This window comes from Amycolatopsis sp. NPDC058278 (genome assembly GCF_042881395.1).
Classification (GTDB): domain Bacteria; phylum Actinomycetota; class Actinomycetes; order Mycobacteriales; family Pseudonocardiaceae; genus Amycolatopsis.
This window is the reverse complement of record NZ_JBHVXZ010000072.1, coordinates 1-19176: the sequence shown is the minus strand read 5'-3', so window position 1 is coordinate 19176 and position 19176 is coordinate 1. Positions and strand designations below refer to the sequence as shown.

8 protein-coding genes are annotated in these 19176 nt (G+C 72.8%); 2 read left to right on the top strand and 6 right to left on the bottom strand.

Going from position 1 to position 19176, the window contains the following annotated elements:
- Positions 1-10: 10 nt before the first annotated feature.
- Both ACFVYA_RS31420 and ACFVYA_RS31415 read right to left on the bottom strand, forming a co-directional pair.
- Complete coding sequence (locus tag ACFVYA_RS31420; RefSeq protein ID WP_387050128.1) at positions 11-2101, bottom strand: alpha-galactosidase; 2091 nt, start codon at positions 2099-2101, stop codon at positions 11-13.
- 55 nt (positions 2102-2156) lie between these two features.
- Positions 2157-3101 (bottom strand): methionyl-tRNA formyltransferase, encoded by a 945-nt coding sequence (locus ACFVYA_RS31415; protein ID WP_285992193.1) that lies wholly within the window; start codon positions 3099-3101, stop codon positions 2157-2159.
- Positions 3102-3215: 114 nt separating this feature from the next.
- Between ACFVYA_RS31415 and ACFVYA_RS31410 the strand changes: the two genes are divergently transcribed.
- Positions 3216-4517, top strand: a complete 1302-nt coding sequence (locus ACFVYA_RS31410) for a lysine N(6)-hydroxylase/L-ornithine N(5)-oxygenase family protein (protein ID WP_387050126.1) — start codon at positions 3216-3218, stop codon at positions 4515-4517.
- On the opposite strand, the gene ACFVYA_RS31405 is transcribed toward ACFVYA_RS31410, so the two are convergent.
- The 4 genes from ACFVYA_RS31405 to ACFVYA_RS31390 form a co-directional block, all read right to left on the bottom strand.
- Entirely contained in the window at positions 4504-4989 is a 486-nt protein-coding gene (locus ACFVYA_RS31405; protein WP_387050124.1) for a DinB family protein, read from the bottom strand. The two genes, ACFVYA_RS31410 and ACFVYA_RS31405, sit on opposite strands and share 14 nt — an antisense overlap.
- Before the next feature lie 79 nt (positions 4990-5068).
- Positions 5069-5872, bottom strand: coding sequence for an ABC transporter ATP-binding protein (locus tag ACFVYA_RS31400; RefSeq protein ID WP_387050123.1), 804 nt, complete (start codon positions 5870-5872; stop codon positions 5069-5071).
- A 4-nt stretch (positions 5873-5876) separates the two neighbouring features.
- Positions 5877-6935 carry a FecCD family ABC transporter permease gene (locus ACFVYA_RS31395; RefSeq protein ID WP_387050121.1) on the bottom strand — a complete coding sequence of 353 codons (1059 nt, stop codon included), beginning with the start codon at positions 6933-6935 and terminating at the stop codon, positions 5877-5879.
- Positions 6935-7972: a FecCD family ABC transporter permease gene (locus tag ACFVYA_RS31390; RefSeq protein WP_387050120.1), complete on the bottom strand. Its 1038-nt coding sequence runs from the start codon at positions 7970-7972 to the stop codon at positions 6935-6937. Before ACFVYA_RS31390 ends, ACFVYA_RS31395 begins: the two co-directional genes overlap by 1 nt.
- A gap of 135 nt (positions 7973-8107) precedes the next feature.
- Here ACFVYA_RS31390 and ACFVYA_RS31385 point away from each other — a divergent pair.
- On the top strand, positions 8108-19176 hold an 11069-nt coding region (locus ACFVYA_RS31385), incomplete at its 3' end, for an amino acid adenylation domain-containing protein (protein ID WP_387050118.1).

The following is a 19176-nucleotide window of genomic DNA, read 5'->3' as shown; positions in this document are numbered from 1 at the left end:
GCCGGATAGATCAGATCTTTACCCGGTTGAGGCGGACGACTCTGCTGGCGAAGTCGCCGGTCGGGAGGCCGGGCGGCAGTCCGCGGGCGAGGAGCACGGCGCCGCTGTGCGTGGCCCCGGAGTCCGGATCCAGGTACCGGTGAGCGGGATCGAGACCGGCCAGCCGCAGGGGCCGCGCCGGCTCGCCGAAGTGCGCGGCCTGCCGGTACTCGAACACGACCACGCGATCGCCGTGCACGTACTGGAGCGCGGTCACGCCGTCGTCGGCCGGTGGCCGGAGCCGGTGCAGGGCGCCGTGCTGCACGACCGGCCGGATGTCCTTGTAAAGCGCCACGAGATCCCGCGCCGCGGCGAGGTCGTCGGCGGGCCAGTGCACGATGTCGCCGCCGAGGCCGAGCACGCCGGCCATGGCGACGTGGAACCGGAACTCGAGCGGCGCCGAACGGGCCGTGACGAAATTGGGGTTGTCGGTGACCCAGGCCGCCATCGCGCGGGCGGGGTAGAGCTGGCCGTAGCCGTGCTGGATCCGCAGCCGGTCGAGCGCGTCGGTGTTGTCGGAGGTCCAGACCTGGTCGGTGCGGGCCAGCACGCCGAGGTCGATCCGCCCGCCGCCGCCCGCGCAGGACTCGATCCGCAGCCGCGGGTGGTCCGCGCGCAGCCGGTCGAGCAGCGCGTACACCGCGCGGGTGTGCTCGACCCACAGCCGGTCCTGGTCGCTTTCGCCGGGCCAGCCCGCTTCGCTGAACGGCCGGTTCATGTCCCACTTGAGGAAGTCGACGCCGTGCTCGCCGACGAGCCGGTCGAGCCATTCGTGCGCCCACCCGGCGACGTCCGGGCGCGCGAAGTTGAGCACCAGTTGCCGCCGCAGCTGCGAGCGGCGCCGGTGCGGGTGGTGCAGCACCCAGTCCGGGTGGGCGCGGTAGAGGTCGCTGTCGGGGTTGACCATCTCGGGTTCGACCCAGATGCCGAACCGCATGCCGAGCCCGTGCACCGCGTCGACGAGGGGCTTGAGCCCGTCGGGGAAGCGGGCGCGGTTGACCTGCCAGTCGCCGAGCCCGGCGTGGTCGCCGGTGCGCGCACCGAACCAGCCGTCGTCCATCACGAACAGCTCGACGCCGAGCGCCGCCGCCCGCTCGGCGAGCGCGCGCTGCCCCGCCTCGGTGACGTCGAATCCGGTGGCCTCCCACGAGTTGTAGAGCACCGGACGCAGTTCTTCCGGGTGGGGCAGGACGTGCTCGAGGACGTAGGCGTGCCACGCGCGGCTCGCCGCGCCGAACCCGCCATCGGTGTACAGCCCGGCGGAAACCGGGGTGGTCAGCGGACGGCCCGGTCCCACGCGGTGGACGACGCCCTCCTGGCCGAAACCGCCGCTGACCGTCAGCCGTCCGGTCGACGAACGGGTGGTGGTCAGGCGCCACGAGCCGCTCCAGGCCAGCGCGACGCCGTAGACCTCGCCGTGGCGCTCGGTCGCCGTGCCGTCGTCGACCATCACCCAGGGGTTGGCGTGGTGGCCGGTGATCCCGCGACGGCTCCCGAAGCCGGTTTCCCCGTGCGGCACCGGTGACCGGTGCAGCTGCGTCTCCGCCGCCCAGCGGCCGGTGACGTGGCTGCACCGGTAGTCCTCGAAGACCGGCAACGCCCAGGTGGCCGAGTCGGCCCGGACGACCTCGACGTCGGTGTCGGCGCTCAGCTCGGTCCAGCGTTCGAGGACCGCGCCGCGCAGCCGGTAGTGCAGGGCGATCCGCAGCGGGTAATGCCGGTCCGCGAAGTGGACCAACAGGTGATCGGCGGTGATTTCGTGGTCCTCGTACCGCCATTCGAGAGCTCGCGTCCCGTCGGCGAACCGGACCAGCAGGGCGGGCGTCCAGTACCGGGTCCCGCCGTCGGCGGCGAGTTCGGCGAGCCCTTCGTTCGGGTCGTTGAACCCGTCCCACCAGGGAAGCGTTTTCCCGGCCAGCTCGACGACTTCGGCGTCGGACAGCGCGGGCCCCCAGTAGACGTGGGCCGGGACGTCGTCTTCGTCGAGCCGCAGCGCGTACGTGCTCGAGTTCCCGGTCAGCACCCACGTGCGGTGCTCGTCGAGAAAGCTGATCCCGGCCATGCGGGACATCCTGCTCACCGGCGGGGGCGCCGCCAAGGGATGTCCCGCTCACCGGTCACGGGCGGTCGGTGAGGTACCCGCCCATCGTCTTGAAGTACTCGTGCGCGGGCAGATCGGTCCCGTCGGCGGTGCGGACGCGCTCGACCAGCAGGCCGGGGGACTGTCCGCGGCGGGCGTCCGGCCCGGCGACGATCACCACGCCGTCGCCCTCGCGGATGAAGATCCGGCCCGGCGTGCCGCCGTAGTGGCCCTGCGACACGGAAGCCTTGATGATCCGCAGCTCCTCGCCGCGGTGGTAGGCGAAGGCGTTCGGGTACGGGTCCGACAGCGCGCGCACGAACCGCTCGAGGTCCTCCGGTGGCAGCGTCCAGTCGATCAGGCTGTCCCGCTTGGCTCGCTTGTGGAAGAAGCTGGCCTTCGACCGGTCCTGCGGCACCGGCGTGTAGCCGGTCTCGATCAAGGAGATGGCTTCGGCGGTGATCGGCGCGATGAGGTCGACCGTGCGGTGGAAGAGGTCGGTCGTGGTGTCGGCCGGCCCGACCGGGATCGCGCGCTGCAGCACGATGTCGCCGGCGTCGAGCTCGCCGTCCATCATGTGGGCAGTGACGCCGACCTCGGGCTCGCCGTTGATGACGGCCCAGATGAGCGGTGAGAAGCCCGCGTAGGCCGGCAGCAGCGAGTCGTGGATGTTCAGGGTGCCGTGGCGCGGCAGCTCGAAGATCTCCGGCGGCAGCCAGGTCCGCCAGTTGTTCGCCACGATCAGGTCGAGGTCCGCCGCCTTCAGTTCGGCCAGCAGTTCGGCGTCGTCGGGGCGGGTGCGCAGCAGGACCCGGATGCCGTTCTCCTCGGCGAGGTCGGCGACCGAATCGGCCCAGATCCGCTCGTAGGCGTGGTCGCTCTTCGGGTGCGTGACCACGAGGGCGACCTCGTGGCCGGCGTCGATGAGCGCCCGCAGGGTCCGGTGCCCCCAGGTCTGGTAGCCGAACATCGCCACGCGCATTCGAGAGTGCCTTTCATGATCGGGGGACGAACATCACCACGAACGTACTAGGCGAGGCTCGCCTAAGTTAGGTTAGGGTTCCCTGAACCGTATCGGAGCACGCGAGGGAGCAACATGGCTGCAGAGGTCCCGATCTACGACATCGTCGGCGTGGGCTTCGGGCCGTCGAACCTCGCGCTCGCGATCGCCCTCGCCGAGCACAACGACGCGGGCGCCGGGGAGCCGGTGACCGCGCACTTCCTCGAGCGGCAGCCGCGCTTCGGCTGGCACCGCGGGATGCTGATCGACACCGCGACCATGCAGGTGTCGTTCCTCAAGGACCTGGTCACCATGCGGAACCCGACCAGTGAGTTCAGCTTCCTCAACTACCTGCACGCGGCCGGGCGGCTGGTCGACTTCATCAACCACAAGAACCTCTTCCCGCTGCGGGTCGAGTTCCACGACTACTTCGAGTGGGCGGCCGCCAAGGTCGACGACGTCGTCTCCTACGGCACCGAGGTCATCTCCGTGACCCCGGTGTACGACGGTTCCGAAGTCGCCTACTTCGACGTCCGGGCCTCGGACGGCTCCTGCCTGCGCGCCCGGAACCTGGTGATGGGCACGGGTCTGCGGCCGCAGCTGCCCGACGGCGTCACCTCCGGTGCCCGGATCTGGCACAACAGCGAACTGCTCTTCCGCGTGGACGCGCTGCGCAGTGCCGACCCGAAGCGGTTCGTCGTGGTCGGTGCCGGGCAGAGCGCGGCCGAGGTCGCCGCCTTGCTGCACGAGGAGTTCCCCCGCGCCGAGGTGTGCGCGGTGTTCGCCCGCTACGGCTACAGCCCGGCCGACGACAGCTCGTTCGCCAACCGCATCTTCGACCCGGAAGCCGTCGACCAGTTCTACCGCGCGGGCGAGCCGGTGAAGGACCGCCTGATGCGCTACCACGGTGCCACGAACTACTCGGCCGTCGACATCGACCTGATCGACGAGCTCTACCGCCGGGTCTACCGCGAGAAGGTGCTGGGGGTGGAACGGTTGCGGCTGTTCAACGTCTCCCGCCCGGTCGAGGTGACCGACACCGGAACGGTGACGGTCGAGTCGCTGACGACGGGCGAGCGCACGGTCCTGGAGGCCGACGCGGTCGTCTACGCCACGGGTTACCGGCCCGCGGACCCGACGCCGCTGCTCGGCGAACTGGGCCCGCGGTGTCTGCGCGACGAAGAAGGCCGGCTCCGCGTCGAACGCGACTACCGGCTGGCGACCGAACCGCCCCTGCGCGGCGGGATCTACCTGCAGGGCGGGACCGAGCACACGCACGGCATCACGTCGTCGCTGCTGTCGAACACCGCGATGCGGGTGGGCGAGATCCTGCAGTCCGTGGTGGACCGCCGGGTGGTCGCGGAGCCGGCCGGGGAGTTCGCGGTCAGCGCGCGCTGAGCTGCTCCCGGAGGATGTCGCCGTGGCCGGTGTGGCGGGCGAGTTCCTCGATCAGGAACAGGTAGACGAACCGGAGGGTGACCTCGCCGACGACCGGGTGCGTCCACCGGTCGTCGAGCGAGAAGCCCGCCGCGATCTCGCGTGAGCGCGCGCTGGTCCGCTCGTACTCGGCGATCACGTCGTCGACTGTTTCCTCTTCGGTGACCACGAAACTGGGGTCTCCGGGAGTCGAAGGCCCGTCGATCTCGGCCTCGTCGAGCCCGGCGATGAGCCACTGGAACCAGCGGCGCTCGGCGACGGCGGCGTGCTTGACCAGGGCGATCGGCGTGGTCAGGGACGGGACCAGCCGGCGCCGGGCGTCCGCTTCCGACAGGCCGCGCGCGTTCTCGACGAGCGCGAGGCGGCCGCGGTCGAGCATGGCCTCCAGCAGTTCGCGTTCGGAGCCGGTGGTCTTTTCGGGCAGCACGTACACGGCAGTCAGCTTCCTTGGTGGGGGATTCGGCCGGATCGGTCCTCGGAGACGGTGAGGAAGGCCGGGCCCCAGGATAGCGCTAGTGCACCGGTGCCGGGTGGTGGCGGCTGATCGGGATGACCATCGGCGTCCCGCTCACCGGGTCCGGGGTGACCTGGCAGCGGACGTCGAAGACCTCCTCGACCAGGGTCTCCGTGATCACCGACGCCGGCTCGCCGCCGGCCACCACGCGGCCCGCCTTCATCGCGATCACGTGGTCGGCGTACCGGCACGCCTGGGGGAGGTCGTGCAGCACCATCACCACCGTGCGGCCCTCGGCTCGGTTGAGGTCGACGACCAGGTCCAGCACGTCGATCTGGTGCGCCAGGTCGAGGTACGTCGTCGGCTCGTCGAGCAGCAGCACCGGCGTGCCCTGCGCGACCGCCATCGCGATCCACGCGCGCTGGCGCTGGCCGCCGGACAGCTCGTCCACCGGGCGGTCGGCGAGGTCCAGCAGCGAAGTGGCTTCCAGGGCCGCGCGGACCGCGCCTTCGTCCGATGTGGACCATTGGCGCCACCAGCTCTGGTGCGGGGCGCGGCCGCGGCCGACGAGGTCGGCCACCGTCATGCCCTCGGGCGCCACCGGGGACTGCGGCAGGATGCCGAGCCGCTGGGCGACCTGGCGGGTCGGCAGGTCGTGGATCGAGCGGCCGTCGAGGTACACCCCGCCCGACTTCGGCGTGAGCAGCCGGGCCAGCGTGCGCAGCAGCGTCGACTTGCCGCACGCGTTCGGCCCGACGATCGCGGTGATCTTCCCGGCCGGGATGTCGAGGTCGAGGCCGTCGATGACGACCCGGTCGTCGTAGGCGACGCGCAGGTCCTGCACGCGCAGGGACGGTGTCATCTTCTCAGCCTCCGGAGCCGGATCGGTTGGCCCTGGCCAGCAGCCAGAGCAGCAGCGGGGCGCCGAGCGCGCCGGTCACGATGCCGACCGGCAGCGGGGACGCCGTGAGGGTGCGGGCCAGGATGTCGCTGCCCAGCACCACGACCGCGCCGGTGAGCGCGGAGGCGGTGAGCGGCGGGGACGCCTGGCGGGCCAGGCGTTGCGCGATCTGCGGCGCGGTCAGCGCGACGAACGAGACCGGGCCCGCGGACGCCGTCGCGAAGGCCACCAGCCCGGCGCCGGCCAGCAGCAGGCCCAGCCGCACCGGCTGCACCGGCGTGCCGAGCCCGGCCGCCACGTCGTCGCCGAGCTGCAGCGTGCGCATCCACCGGGACAGGGCCAGCACCAGCGGCAGCAGCACCGCCAGCGCGCAGGCCAGCGGGACGACGTGCGCCCAGCCGCGGTTGGCGAGGTTGCCGACCAACCAGCCGATCGACGCCTGGGCTTCGGTGATCTGCGCGCGGCTGAGCAGGTAGTCGGTCAGGCTGGTGCACATCGCGAAGATGCCGATGCCCACCAGGATGATCCGGTAGCCGGTGGTGCCGCGCCGCCACGCGAGGACGTACACGAGCAGCCCGGTCAGCAACCCGCCGAGCAGGCCGAGCGTGGTCGTGCCGAGGCCGCCGCCGAAGCCGAAGGAGATCCCGGCGACGACGGCGGTGGCCGCGCCCGCGTTGATGCCGATCAGGTCCGGGCTGGCCAGGGGGTTGCGCGTGATGGTCTGGAACACCGCGCCGGACGCGCCGAACGCGAGCCCGGCGAGCAGTCCGGTCAGCGCTCGCGGCAGCCGCAGCTCCCGCACGATGTAGGCGGTGCCGCTGTCGCCCCCGCCGAACACGGCGGACAGGACGTCGGACGCGCCGAGCGGGACGTCGCCGATCGTCATGCCCACGCAGAACAACGCGAACGCCAGCACGGCGAGCGCGAGCGAGACGGCGACCAGCCGGAGCCGGATCCGGCCGGACACCGCGGGTTTCGCGAGGCGGAAGGTGACGCGGTCGCGCCGCACCTGCAGCAGGCTCATCAGGCCTCCACCAGCTTGCGGCGGCGGACCAGGTAGATGAAGAACGGCGCGCCGAGGAAGGCGACGATCACGCCGGCGCGGACCTCGCCGGGCCGCGCCATGATCCGGCCGAGGATGTCCGCGGCCAGCAGCAGGCAGGGCGCGAGGACCGCGGTGTAGGGCAGCAGCCACCGGTGGTCCGGCCCGATGACGAACCGCACGGCGTGCGGGACGACCAGGCCGAGGAACACGATCGGGCCGGCGACCGCGACGGAAGCGCCGGTCAGGAGGGTGACGGCCAGGGCGCCGCGCAGCCGCAGCGGGCCCAGCCGCCGCCCGAGTGCCACCGCGACGTCGTCGCCGAGGGCGAGGCTGTTCAGCGCGGGGCCGCTGGCGATCGCCAGCACCGCGCCGGCGAGGAGGAACGGGAGGACCCGCAGCAGCGATCCGCCGTCGACGCCGGCGAGCGAACCGGCCGACCAGAACCGGAACCGGTTGAGCGCCACCGGGTCCGTCAGCACCATCGCGCTGGTGAACGAGCCGAGCAGCGCCGTGACGGCGGCTCCGGCGAGAGCCAGCTTGACCGGGCTCGAGCCGGTGCGGCCCCGGGCGCCGAGGAAGTAGACGACGGTGGTCGCGGCGAGCGCACCGGCGAAGGCGAACCAGATGTAGCCGTAGAGGGAGCTGACGCCGAGCACGGTGATGGAGAAGACGATGGCGAACGCGGCGCCGGCGCTGACGCCGAGCAGCCCCGGTTCGGCGAGCGGGTTGCGGGTCAACGCCTGCATGAGCGTGCCGGCCAGGCCGAGCGCGGCGCCGACCAGCACCGCCAGGAGGGTGCGCGGCATCCGGACACTGTGGATGATCACGGCGTCGGCGGAGCCGTCGTCGTGCCACAGGACCTGCCAGACGGCGCCGAACGAAATCTCCTTGGACCCCACCCAGACACTCAGCAGGCACAGGAAAACCAGGACGCCGAGTGCGGCCAGCAGGCCGAGCGCGCGGCCCGTGTGTGGCGGGCGTCGCTTGAGAGCGATCCCTCCGGGGTCTGTTCGCACCGCACCTCCGACTGGTACTGATTTAGGTAAGGCTAACCGATGGTACAGGAGTGCATCCTCACCATCCGTTTGTTAGGGTCACCTAAGTTCGCGCTCCGATGGGGGCGCCGTGAGCAGCGGGAGGCTGGTCTACCGGTGAGCAACGGTGACGCTGTGCAGCAGCAGGTGTCGAGGCTCGGTTTCTGGCGCGACCGCCTCGCTTCGGCGCCCAAGGAGCTGCCGCTGCCGGTCGACCGGCCGTACCCCGCGCGGCCCGGTGCCCGGGCGACGCTGGTCCGGCCGCTGCCCGCGGCCGACGAGCTGACGCTCCTCGCGGCCTTCACCGTGCTGCTGTCCCGGTATGCGGGCACCGCCGATGTCGTGCTCGGGATCGGCGCGCTGGTACCGCTCCGGGTGGATCTGGGCGGCACGCCCGGGTTCGCCGACGTCGTCGCCCGCGTGCGCGAAGCGCGAGAAGCGGCGCTGGCGCACGAAATTCCTTTCGAAGACCTGGTCGCCGAGCTGAAGCCCGAGCCCGGCCGCGGGGGATCGGTGTTCGTCAACGTCGGCTTCGGCGCCGAAACCGGCCTCCCGCTCGACCTGAACCTGACCGCCGACGGCGTGCACTACCGCGCCGACGTCCTCGACGAGTCCACTGTGGACCGGATGCTGGACCACCTCGACCGCCTGCTGGCCGACGCCCAGAAACGTCCACAGTGGCCGGTCGCCCGGCTGAACCTCATGGCGCCGCCGGAACTGCACCGCGTGCTCGAGGAATGGAACGACACGGACCTGGCTGCACCCCCGTCGACGCTGCCGGAGCTGTTCGCCGCCCGCGTCCGGGAGGCGCCGGACGCGGTGGCCCTCGTCTTCGAGCACGTCGAACTCACCTACGCCGAGCTCGACGCCCGCGCGAACCGGCTCGCCCACGTCCTCATCGGCCGCGGCGCGGGTCCCGAGCGGGTGGTCGCGCTCGCCGTGCCGCGGTCGGTGGACATGATCGTCGCCGAACTCGCGGTGCTCAAGGCCGGCGCCGCGTACCTGCCGCTGGACCAGGACTACCCGGCCGAGCGCATCGCGTTCATGGTCGCCGACGCCCGCCCGGTGTGCGTGGTCACCACCCGCGAACTCGCCGGCCTTTTCGACGGCGATGTCGTGGTCCTCGACGAGGTGCGCCTGGACGACGTCCCGGCGACGGACCCGGCCGCCGCGATCGTCCCGGCCAACGCCGCCTACGTCATCTACACCTCCGGGTCCACCGGGCGGCCCAAGGGGGTCGTGGTTTCCCACGCGGGCGTCGCCAAGCTCGTCGCGACGCAGGCCGAGCGGTTCGGCGTGGGCCCGCACAGCCGGGTGCTGCAGTTCGCGTCGCCAAGTTTCGACGTCGCCTTCTGGGACCTCTGCCTCGGCCTGCTTTCCGGTGGCCGTTTGGTGATCGTCCCGGCCGAGCGCCGGGTGCCCGGCCCCGAACTGGCCGGGTACGCGCACGCCCACGGCGTCGACTTCATGATCCTGCCGCCCGCGCTGCTCGCCGAATTCCCCGAAGACTGCGACCTGCCGCGGGACAGCGTGCTGCTGGCGGGCACCGAACGGGTGTCGCCGGAGCTGGTGCGCCGCTGGGCGCCGGGGCGGCGGATGTTCAACGCCTACGGCCCGACCGAGGCGACCACCAACTCGACGCTCGGCCTCTGCGACCCGGAGATCCTCCCCGGCTCGGCCGTGCCGATCGGCGTGCCGGACCCCGGCACCCGGGCGTACGTCCTCGACGCGCACCTCGCCCCGGTGCCGGTCGGGGTCGTCGGCGAGCTGTACCTCGCCGGAAGCGGGCTGGCGCGGGGCTACCTCGGGCGGCCGGGGCTCACCGCGGAGCGGTTCGTCGCGGACCCCTTCGGCTCCGGCGGACGGCTCTACCGGACCGGTGACCTCGTCAAGTGGCTGCCCGACGGCCGGTTGGTGTTCCTGGGCCGCGCCGACGACCAGGTCAAGATCCGCGGCTACCGCATCGAGCTCGGCGAGATCGAGTCCGTGCTCGCCGAGCACCCGCGCGTCGGGCAGTCGGTCGTCGTCGCGCAGGACGGGCAGCTGATCGCCTACGCCGTGCCGGTGCCCGACCGCGACCAGGCGGCCGAGCAGGGCCACGTCGACGAATGGCACGACGTCCACGAGGAGATGCTCGCCGGGTCCCACGGCATCGAAGAGAACTTCGCGGGCTGGAACTCCAGCTACGACGGCTCGGAGCTGCCCCTCGCCGAGATGCGGGAGTGGCACGCGGCGACGATCGAGCGGATCCGTGCGCTGCAGCCGAAGCGCGTCCTGGAGATCGGCGTCGGCAGCGGGCTGATCCTCTCGAGGATCGCGCCGGACGCCGAAACCTACTGGGGTGTCGACCTTTCCGAGAGCGCCATCGAGAACGTCCGGCGCGAGGTGGCCGCCATGCCCGAACTGGCGGGCAAGGTCCACCTGGCCGCGCGGCCCGCCCACGACCTCGGCGAACTGCCGGACGAGCCGTTCGACACCGTGATCGTCAACTCGGTAGCCCAGTACTTCCCCAGCGCGGACTACCTCGCCGAAGTCGTGAAAACGGCCGCCGGGCTGCTGGCGCCGGGTGGCACGATCTTCCTCGGCGACCTCCGCAACCTGCGTTCGCTGCGGGCCTTCCGGACGGCCGTCGAGCTGCACCGGGGCCGGACCGACGTCGCCGCGGTGGACCAGGCGATCGCGCGGGAAGGCGAGCTGGTCCTCGACCCGGACTTCTTCGCGGTCTTGGCCCGGGAACTCGACGGCTTCGGCGACGTCGACCTGTGGATCAAGCGCGGCACCGCGCACAACGAGCTGACCCGGCACCGCTACGACGTCGTGCTGCGGAAGGCCCCGCGGCCGGAAGCGGCCGGAGAGCAGGTCGTCGCGTTCGGCGGCCTCGGTGCGGTGGAACGATTCCTGGCCGCCGAGTCACCGGAGAGGCTGCGCGTCACCGCGATCCCGGACGCGCGGCTGGCCGGCGAACTGGCCGCGGTCCGCGCCCTGGACACCGGCGACGCCGAGGCCGCCTTGGCCGCCCTCGGCCGCCGGGACGGCGTCGACCCGGAGGAGCTGTACCGGCTCGGCGAGCGCGCCGGCTACCGCGTGGCGGTCACCTTGGCGGCCGAGGGCGGTGCGCTCGAAGCGGTCTTCACGAGGGGCGAAGAGGCCCTCGCCTACCGGCCGGTGCGTCAGACCGGCGCGCCGGGCTCGTACGCCAACAACCCCGCGGGCCGCCGCGAGACCGGTGCGCTGGTGGCATCGCTGCGCGCGCACGTCCGGGACCGGCTGCCGCAGTACATGGTGCCGTCGGCGTTCGTGATCCTCGACAGGCTGCCGGTGCTCGCCTCCGGCAAGCTGGACCGCAATGCCCTGCCGAGCCCCGAGCGGTTCGCCGCCGGGCCGGGCCGCGCGCCGCGCAACCCCGTCGAGCAGCTGCTCTGCGAGATGTTCGCCGACGTCCTCGGGGTGCCGCAGGCCGGACCGGACGACGACTTCTTCGCGCTCGGCGGGCACTCGCTGCTCGCCACCCGGCTGATCCAGCGCATCCGCGCGGCCGTCGGCGCCGAAGTGCCGGTGCGGGCGGTGTTCGACGCGCCGACGCCGGCCGCGCTCGCGGACCTCCTGGCCGGCGCCGTCACCGAGACCGGGCGGCGCCCGCTCGTGCGCGTCACCGAACGGCCGGACCGGCTGCCGCTGTCGTTCGCGCAGCAGCGCCTGTGGTTCCTGCACGGGCTGGAAGGCGGCTCGGCGACCTACAACGTCCCGCTCGTCATGGAGCTGGCCGGCGAGCTCGACGTCGACGCGCTGCGTTCGGCGCTCGCCGACGTCCTGGACCGGCACGAGGCGCTGCGGACGGTCTTCCCGGTCGTCGACGGCGTGCCGCACCAGCAGGTGCTTCCCGAAGGGACGGTGGAGCTGACCGTCCGCGAAGCGTCCGATGTGGACGCCGAAGTGGCCGCGCTCGTGCGCGGCGTGTTCGACCTCGGTGCCGGGGTGCCGGTGCGCGCGGAACTGCTGGCCGTCGACCCCCGGCGGCACGTGCTGGTCCTGGTCGTGCACCACATCGCCGCCGACGGCTGGTCGCTGTCGCCCCTGTGGCGGGACATCGCGACGGCCTACCGCGCCCGCCTGCGCGGCGACGCTCCCCAGTGGACGCCGCTGCCCGTGCAGTACGCGGATTACACGCTCTGGCAGCGAGATCTCCTCGCCACCGAAGAGACGGTCCAGCTCGGTTACTGGCGGGAAGCCCTCGACGGCCTGCCCGGCCGGATCCCGCTGCCGCTCGACCGGCCGCACCCGCCGGTCTCGGCCTACCGCGGCGGATTCTTCACTTTCACCTGGGACGCCGGGCTCCGGGCCGGGCTCGCCGACCTCGCCCGCGCCTGCGGCGCCAGCCCGTTCATGGTCGTGCACGCGGGCCTGACGGCGCTGCTCACCCGGCTCGGCGCGGGCACCGACATCCCGATCGGCACCCCGATCGCCGGCCGCACCGACCCGGCCCTGGACGACCTGGTCGGGTTCTTCGTCAACACCCTGGTCCTGCGCGTCGACACCGGCGGCGATCCGTCGTTCCGCGAGCTCGTCGCCCGGGTGCGCGAGCGCAGCCTCGACGCCTACGCCCACCAGGACGTGCCGTTCGAGCGGCTGGTCGAGGCCCTCAACCCGGCCCGGTCGCTGGCCCACCACCCGCTGTTCCAGACCATGCTCGCCTGGCAGAACACCCCCGGCACCGGCGTCGAACTGCCCGGCTTGACCGTGACCGAGCGGCCCGTCGGCACCGGCACGGCCAAGTTCGACCTCTGGTTCTCCTTCACCGAGCGGGCCGACGGCCTGCACGGCCAGGCCGAGTTCAACGCCGAGGTGTTCGACCGGGCCACCGTGACCGGCGTCCTCGACCGCCTGGAAACCCTGCTCCGCCAGGTCGCTGCCGCCCCGGACCGCCGCCTCGGCTCCCTCGACGTGCTCACCCCGGCCGAGCGTGACGGCCTCGAACAGGCCTGGTCGGGTGCGGTCGAGGACGTCCCGGCGGTCACCGTGCCCGAGCTGTTCGCCGCCCAGGTCGCGCGGACCCCCGGCCACCCGGCGCTGGTGTTCGAGGACGAAGAACTCACCTACGCCGAGCTCGACGCCGTCTCCAACCGCCTGGCCCGCGTGCTGGCCGCGCGGGGCGCCGGGCCGGAGCGCGTGGTCGCCTTGGCGCTGCCCCGTTCGACGCACCTGGTCACGGCGATCCTCGCCGTCCTCAAGGCAGGCGCGGCCTACCTGCCGCTCGACCCCGGCTACCCGGCCGACCGCATCGCCTTCATGCTCGAAGACGCCGACCCCGCGCTGGTGCTGGCCGTCGCGGACACCGCCGTCCCGGGCGCCCTGCTCCTGGACGACCCGAACACCCTGGCCGGAGTCTCGGCCGCACCCCTGGAAGTCGTGCCGCGGCCGGAGAACCCGGCGTACGTCATCTACACCTCCGGGTCGACGGGCCGGCCGAAGGGCGTGGTCGTCCCGCACGCCGGGATCGTGAACCGGCTGCTGTGGATGCAGGACGAGTACGGCCTCACCCCGGACGACCGCGTGCTGCAGAAGACGCCGTCCAGCTTCGACGTTTCGGTGTGGGAATTCCTCTGGCCGCTGATCACCGGCGCCACCGAGGTGCTCGCCCGGCCGGACGGGCACAAGGATCCCGCCTACCTCGCCCGGCTGATCCGCGAACGGGACATCACGACCGTCCACTTCGTCCCGTCGATGCTCCAGGTCTTCCTCCAGGAGCCGGCGGCGGGGGAGTGCACGAGCCTGCGCCGGGTGCTGTGCAGTGGCGAGGCCCTGCCCTTGGACGCCGTCGCGCAGTTCGGCCAGGTCTTGACCGCCGAGCTGCACAACCTCTACGGCCCGACCGAAGCCTCGGTCGACGTCACCTCGTGGCGGACGTCCTCCGGCGACGCGGCCGTTCCGATCGGACGTCCGGTGTGGAACACCCGCACCTACGTCCTCGACGCCGCCCTGCGCCCGGTCCCGCCGGGTACCCCCGGTGAGCTGTACCTGGCCGGCGTCCAGCTCGCCCGCGGCTACCTCGGCCGGGCCGGGCTCACCGCCGAGCGGTTCGTCGCCGACCCATTCGGCACGCCCGGCGCCCGGATGTACCGCACCGGCGACGTCGCCCGCTTCCGTCCCGACGGCGTGCTGGAGTTCCTCGGCCGCGGCGACGAGCAGATCAAGATCCGCGGGTTCCGCGTCGAACCCGGTGAGATCGCCGCGACCCTGGCCGCGCACGACGACGTCGCCCACGCCGTCGTCGTCGCCCGTGAAGACCGCCCCGGCGACGTCCGCCTGGTCGGGTACGTCGTCCCCGCCGACACCTCCGGTTCGGCCGAGGAGGAGACCGAGCAGGTCGGCGAGTGGCGGGAACTGTACGACTCGATGTACTCGGGCGACGGCGACGAGTTCGCCGGCTGGAACTCCAGCTACACGGGCGAGCCGCTCCCGCGCGCGGAGATGCGCGAGTGGCGCGACGCCATCGTCACCCGGATCCGCGACCTGGCGCCGCGGCGGGTGCTCGAGATCGGTGTCGGCAGCGGCCTGCTCCTGACCGGGCTGGCCCCGCACTGCGAGGCCTACTGGGGCACGGACTTCTCCGCGGAGGTGATCGCTTCGCTGGGCGAGCGGGTCGCGGCCGATCCCGCGCTCGCCGGGCGCGTCGAACTGCGCACCGGTGACGCCGCCGACTTCACCGGCCTGCCGGCCGGGTTCTTCGACACCATCGTGCTCAACTCCGTCGTCCAGTACTTCCCGAGCGGGACGTACCTCCTCGACGTCGTGCGCCAGGCCCTGGCGCTGCTGGCGCCCGGCGGCTCGCTCTTCGTCGGGGACGTCCGGGACCTGCGTCAGGTCCGGGCGTTCCACACCGCCGTGGCCCGGGCACGCGGCGGCGACGTCGAACAGCGGCTGCTGCGGGAGAAGGAGCTGCTCGTCGCGCCGGAGTTCTTCGCGGGCCTCGACGGGGTCGCGGCGGACATCCGGGTCAAGCGCGGCCGGGCGGTCAACGAACTGACCCAGTACCGCTACGACGTGGTCCTGCGCTCCGGTGCCGCCGAGCCGCGCCCGGTGGAGACGCTGAGGTGGGGCACCGACGTGTCCACTGTGGAGGAAGTGGCCGGCCGGGTCCGCGACGGCCTGCGCGTCGAGGGCGTCCCCAACGGGCGGATCACCGAAGGCGTCGACCCCGAGGACTGGTTCGCACTCGGTGCGGTCGTCACCTGGTCCGCGGCCGGCGACGGCTCGGTCGACGTCCTGTTCACGACCGGCGACCCGGCCGGCGCGTTCCGGCCCGGCCCGGACCCGCTGCTCTCCTACACCGGCAACCCCCGGCGCTCGCGCCTCAGCACCGCCCTGCCCGCGGACCTGCGTGCCCTGGCCGCCGGACGGCTGCCCGAGCACATGGTGCCGTCGGCGATCGTCGTGCTCGACGCGCTTCCCGTGACGGCGAACGGCAAGCTCGACCGCCGCGCGCTGCCGGCCCCGGACGTGACCGCGCCGGTCTCGGACCGCGAGCCGCGCACCCCGGTCGAACGGGAGCTGTGCGCGCTGTTCGCCGACGTCCTCGGCCTGCCGCGGGTCGGCCCGGACGACAGCTTCTTCGCCCTCGGCGGGCACTCGCTGCTGGCCACCCGGCTGATCGCCCGCGTGCGCACCGCCCTGCACGCCGAACTCGAGGTGCGGGCGGTCTTCGAGACGCCGACCCCGGCGGGCCTGGCCGGGGTGCTCGCCACCGCCCGCGGTGCCGCGCGGCCGCCGCTGCTCCCCGCGCGCCGTCCGGACCTCGTCCCGTTGTCCGGCGCCCAGCAGCGGCTGTGGTTCCTGCACCACCTCGAAGGGCCGTCGGCCACCTACAACGTCCCGCTGGTCATGCGGCTCGAAGGCGACCTCGACGTCGAGGCGCTGCGGCGGGCGCTGACGGACGTGGTCGCCCGGCACGAAGCGCTGCGCACCCGGTTCCCGCAGCGGGACGGCGTGCCCTACCAGGACGTTCTCCCGGCCGAAGAGGTCGACCTCCCCGTCCGCGAGGTCACCGATCTCGACGAGGCCCTGACCGGGCTGGTCCGCGGGTCGTTCGAGCTGGAGCGGCAGGTGCCGGTGCGCGCGGAGCTGCTGCGGCTGGGCGCCCGTGAGCACGTCTTCGCGCTGGTGTTCCACCACATCGCCTCCGACGGCTGGTCGATGGCTCCGCTGTGGCGCGACATCGCCACGGCCTACGCCGCCCGCCGGGCCGGCGAAACTCCACAGTGGACGCCGCTGCCGGTGCAGTACGCGGACTACACGCTGTGGCAGCAGGAGCTGCTCGGCCACGAAGACGACCCGGACAGCGTGCTGAGCGCCCAGCTGGACTACTGGCGGACGGCACTGGACGGCCTGCCGGACCGGATCGAGCTGCCCCTGGACCGGCCGCACCCGGCGACCGCGACCTTCCGCGGCGAGCTGCACACCTTCACCTGGGACGCCGGGCTCCACGCCGGCCTGGCCGACCTGGCCCGCGAGAGCGGCGCCAGCGTGTTCATGGTCGTGCACGCGGCCCTCGCGGCCCTGCTCACGCGCCTCGGTGCGGGCACCGACGTGCCGATCGGCTCGCCGATCGCCGGTCGCACCGACCCAGCCCTGGACGACCTGGTCGGGTTCTTCGTCAACACCCTGGTCCTGCGCGTCGACACCGGTGGCGAGCCGACCTTCCGCGAGCTGCTCGCCCGGGTCCGCGAGCGCAACCTCGACGCGTACGCCCACCAGGACGTGCCCTTCGAGCGCCTGGTCGAAGTGCTCAACCCGGCGCGGTCGCTGTCCTACCACCCGCTGTTCCAGGTCATGATCGCCGGGCAGAACAACGCCCGGGCCGACGTGACCCTGCCCGGCCTGGCCGTCACCGAGCTCCCGGTGACCACCGGGACCTCGAAGTTCGACCTGTCGATCTCGCTGACCGAGCGCGACGCCGGGATCGCCGGGGTCCTCGAATTCAACGCCGACGTCTTCGACCACGCCGGCGCGAACGCGATCCTGCGCCGCCTCGAAGTCCTGCTGCGCGCGGCCGTGGCCGAGCCCGACCGCCCGGTCGGGGCCCTGGACCTTCTCCAAGGCGACGAGCGCGACCGCGTACTGACCGAATGGGCCGGTTGCCTCGACCCGGCGGGCACCGAGACGTTCCCCGGGATGTTCGCCCGCCGCGTCGCCGAGGCCCCCGACGCGGTGGCACTCGTGTTCGAGGACGTCGAGCTCACCTACGCCGAGCTGAACGCCCGCGCCAACCGCCTCGCGCACCTGCTGCTCTCCCGTGGCGCCGGGCCGGAGCGGGTCGTCGCGCTGGCCGTCCCGCGGTCGGTGGACATGATCATCGCCGAGCTGGCGGTGCTCAAGGCCGGTGCCGCGTACCTGCCGATCGACGTCGACTACCCGGGCGACCGGATCGCCTACATGGCCGACGACGCGGCCCCGGTCTGCGTGGTGACGACCCGGGACGTCGAGGCGAAGCTGCCCGCGGCCCTGCCACGGGTCCTCCTCGACGACGCGACGCTCGCCGGAATGTCCACCGAGGACCCCCAGGTCACGATCGCGCCGGAGAACGCGGCGTACGTGATCTACACGTCCGGCTCGTCCGGGCGGCCGAAGGGCGTCGTCCTCCAGCACTCCGGCGTCGCGAAGCTGGTCGCCACCCAGGTCGGACGCTTCGGCGTCGGCCCGCACAGCCGGGTGCTGCAGTTCGCGTCGCCGAGTTTCGACGTCGCTTTCTGGGACCTCTGCCTCGGCCTGCTCTCGGGCGGCCGGCTGGTCGTCGTCCCGGCCGAGCGCCGGGTCGCGGGCCCGGCGCTCACCGAGTACGCGCACGCCCACGGCGTCGACTTCATGATCCTGCCGCCCGCTCTGCTCGACGCCATGCCGGCGGACCTCGGCCTCCCGCGCGACAGCGTGCTGCTGGCGGGCACCGAGCGCGTGTCGCCGGAGCTGGTGCGCCGCTGGGCGCCGGGGCGGCGGATGTTCAACGCCTACGGCCCGACCGAGGCGACCACCAACTCGACGCTCGGGGAGTGTGACCCGGCCGAGCTGGCGGACGCGACGGTCGTCCCGATCGGCATCCCCGACCCCGGCACTCGCGCGTACGTGCTCGACGCCGGGCTGCGGCCGGTCCCGCCCGGCGTGGTGGGGGAGCTGTACCTCGCCGGCAGCGGCCTGGCCCGCGGCTACCTCGGGCGCCCGGGGTTGACGGCGGAGCGGTTCGTCGCCGACCCCTTCGGTTCCGGCGGACGTCTCTACCGCACAGGTGACCTGGTGAAATGGCTGCCGGACGGGCGGCTGGTGTTCCTCGGCCGGGCCGACGACCAGGTCAAGATCCGCGGCTACCGCGTCGAACTCGGCGAGATCGAGTCCGTGCTCGCCGAGCACCCGGCCGTCGGGCAGTCCGTCGTCGTCGCCCGGGACGGGCGCCTCATCGCCTACGCCGTGCCGTCGGCCGGGCGGGACGAAGAAGCGGAACTGGACCACGTCGGCGAGTGGCGCGAGCTGCACGAGAACGTCTTCACCGAAGCCGCGGCCGGCGGGCTCGAGGAGAACTTCACCGGCTGGAACTCCAGCTACGACGGCTCGGAGATCCCCCTCGCCGAGATGCGGGAGTGGCACGCGGCGACGATCGACCGGATCCGGTCCCTGCGGCCGAAGCGCGTCCTGGAGATCGGTGTCGGCAGCGGCCTGATCCTGTCGCGGATCGCCCCGGACGCCGAGGAGTACTGGGGCGTCGACCTGTCCGACAAGGCCATCGCCAACCTGCGGCGCGAACTCGCGGCGACGCCGTTCGCGAGCAAGGTCCACCTGGCCGCGCGGCCCGCCCACGACCTGGGCGAACTGCCGGACTTCGACACGGTGATCATCAACTCGGTCGCCCAGTACTTCCCGAGCGTCGGCTACCTCGCCGGAGTCCTCCGCACGGCCGCGGCCCGGCTCCGCCCCGGTGGCGTGCTCTTCCTCGGCGACATCCGGAACCTGCGTTCGCTGCGGGCCTTCCGGACCGCGACCGAACTGCGGCACGGCCGCCGGGACGCGGCGGCGGTGGACCAGGCGATCGCCCGGGAGGGCGAGCTGGTCCTCGACCCCGACTTCTTCGCGGTCTTGGCCCGGGAACTCGACGGCTTCGGCGACGTCGACCTGTGGATCAAGCGCGGCACCGCGCACAACGAGCT

Excerpts from the sequence above, each read along its gene's own strand:
- ACFVYA_RS31420 (WP_387050128.1), bottom strand. The coding sequence starts at position 2,101 with ATGGCCGGGATCAGCTTTCTCGACGAGCACCGCACGTGGGTGCTGACC.
- ACFVYA_RS31415 (WP_285992193.1), bottom strand. The coding sequence starts at position 3,101 with ATGCGCGTGGCGATGTTCGGCTACCAGACCTGGGGGCACCGGACCCTG.
- ACFVYA_RS31410 (WP_387050126.1), top strand. The coding sequence starts at position 3,216 with ATGGCTGCAGAGGTCCCGATCTACGACATCGTCGGCGTGGGCTTCGGG.
- ACFVYA_RS31400 (WP_387050123.1), bottom strand. The coding sequence starts at position 5,872 with ATGACACCGTCCCTGCGCGTGCAGGACCTGCGCGTCGCCTACGACGAC.
- ACFVYA_RS31395 (WP_387050121.1), bottom strand. The coding sequence starts at position 6,935 with ATGAGCCTGCTGCAGGTGCGGCGCGACCGCGTCACCTTCCGCCTCGCG.